Here is a 2022-nt window from a genome sequence, read left to right on the forward strand (position 1 = left end):
CTTTTGATCTTGTTTTTAGAAAATCAAAATCAAAAAGATCGCAGCCTTCGGCAGCTCCTACACGGGGCGGGGATTACATGTCGAGGTTGATCCAGCCCGGTTTCGCCTGTTCCGGCGCCACCGCTTTCACGGGTTTTCCGGTGGCCAGTTCCACCCGCCGTGCCACCTCCGGATCATCGGCAAATGGCACCATGCTCGCATCGTCGAGGCTCTCTGAAGTCTGATGGCGCAGGCAGTACTCCACCGCCAGCCACAGAAACACCACGCCCAGCACATTCAAGAAAATATCCATCCTCTTCAGCTCCCGGCCTCAGGCGATCTGCGCCTGACTGCGCGCCAGCGCCACGTCGGCGACCCGCACCGTGCGCCAGACGTTGTAGGCCATCAGCAGCATGCCGCTGAGGAAGAACACCCCGCCGGCAAAGCGCACGATGAAGCCCGGATGACTGGCCTGCAGCGCCTCGACAAACGAGTAGGTCAGCGTGCCGTCCTCGTTGATCGCCCGCCACATCAGGCCCTGAGTGATGCCGTTGACCCACATTGAGGCGATGTACAGCACCGTACCGATGGTCGCCAGCCAGAAGTGCAGGTTGATCAGCGGTGTGCTGTACATCTGCTCGCGGCCAAAGACTTTCGGCACCATGTGATAAGTCGCGCCGAAGGTGATCATCGCCACCCAGCCCAGCGCCCCGGCGTGAACGTGGCCGATGGTCCAGTCGGTGTAGTGGGAGAGGGCGTTGACGGTCTTGATCGCCATCATCGGGCCTTCGAACGTCGACATGCCGTAGAACGCCAGTGACAGCACCAGAAAGCGCAGGATCGGGTCGGTGCGCAACTTATGCCAGGCGCCCGATAAGGTCATCATGCCGTTGATCATCCCGCCCCAGCTCGGCGCCAGCAGGATCAGTGACATTGCCATACCGAGGGACTGCGCCCAGTCCGGCAGCGCGGTGTAGTGCAAGTGGTGCGGGCCGGCCCAGATGTACAGGGTGATCAGTGCCCAGAAGTGCACGATCGATAACCGGTAGGAATACACCGGGCGATTGACCTGTTTCGGCACGAAGTAATACATCATCCCGAGGAAGCCGGTGGTCAGGAAGAACCCCACCGCGTTATGCCCGTACCACCACTGCACCATGGCATCGGTGGCCCCGGAATACACCGGATAGGACTTGAACCAGTCCACCGGAATCGACAGGTGATTGACCACGTGCAGCATGGCGATCACCAGAATGAACGCGCCGAAAAACCAGTTGCCGACGTAGATGTGTTTGGTCTTGCGCTGCACCACGGTGGTGAAAAACACGATGCATACGCCACCCAGACCACCGCCATCCACACCGCGCCGGAGAATTCGATCTCGGCGTATTCCTTGGTGGTGGTGTAGCCCAGCGGCAGGGTGATCAGCATGATCACGATCACCGATTGCCAACCCCAGAACGTGAAGGCGGCGAGCTTGTCCGAATACAGCCGCACCTGGCAGGTACGCTGCACCGCGTAGTAACTGGCGGCGAATTGCGCGCTGCCGGCGAAACCGAAAATCACCAGGCTGGTGTGCAATGGCCGCAAGCGGCCGAAGGTGGTCCAGGGCAGATCGAGGTTCATGTCCGGCCACACCAGTTGCGAGGCGATCCATACCCCCATCGCCATGCCGACGACACCCCAGAACACCGTCGCGATAACGAATTGGCGGACGACCTTGTAGTTATAAGCCTGCCCGATTGTTGCTGTGCTCATGGTCAGTTCTTCCACGGTTGCAAAGTCTTGCCAGGCCACCCTGGTCTGGCACGAGCTGCACTGTAGGAACAGCGCTGGAAACAAAACAGGCTCAGGAATCTTTCATTTGTACGGATCAGATTGAAGTGCTGCCTGCGGCGTTCTGCCGCGTCCTGATACGGTTTTTATCGTTTCAGGTGAATCTGTTGCGTGCTGCGCTGCTCGTCCATAGTGCCTTTACGAAAACTGTGGGAGCGAGCCTGCTCGCGAATGCGGTGTGTCAGCCAACAATGCAGTTGCCTGACA

Annotated in this window: 1 protein-coding gene and 1 pseudogene; both read right to left on the minus strand. The window is 59.2% G+C overall.

All coding sequences use genetic code 11. The features are described 5' to 3' along the window. Positions 1-73: 73 nt before the first annotated feature. Positions 74-292, minus strand: a complete 219-nt coding sequence (locus HT737_RS00410; protein ID WP_121185228.1) for a cbb3-type cytochrome c oxidase subunit 3 — start codon at positions 290-292, stop codon at positions 74-76. An 18-nt stretch (positions 293-310) separates the two neighbouring features. Next, a pseudogene (ccoN, locus tag HT737_RS00415) lies at positions 311-1737 on the minus strand (cytochrome-c oxidase, cbb3-type subunit I). Positions 1738-2022 lie beyond the last annotated feature (285 nt).

The sequence above is a fragment of the Pseudomonas sp. MD195_PC81_125 genome (assembly GCF_014060985.1).
Lineage (GTDB): Bacteria > Pseudomonadota > Gammaproteobacteria > Pseudomonadales > Pseudomonadaceae > Aquipseudomonas > Aquipseudomonas parakoreensis.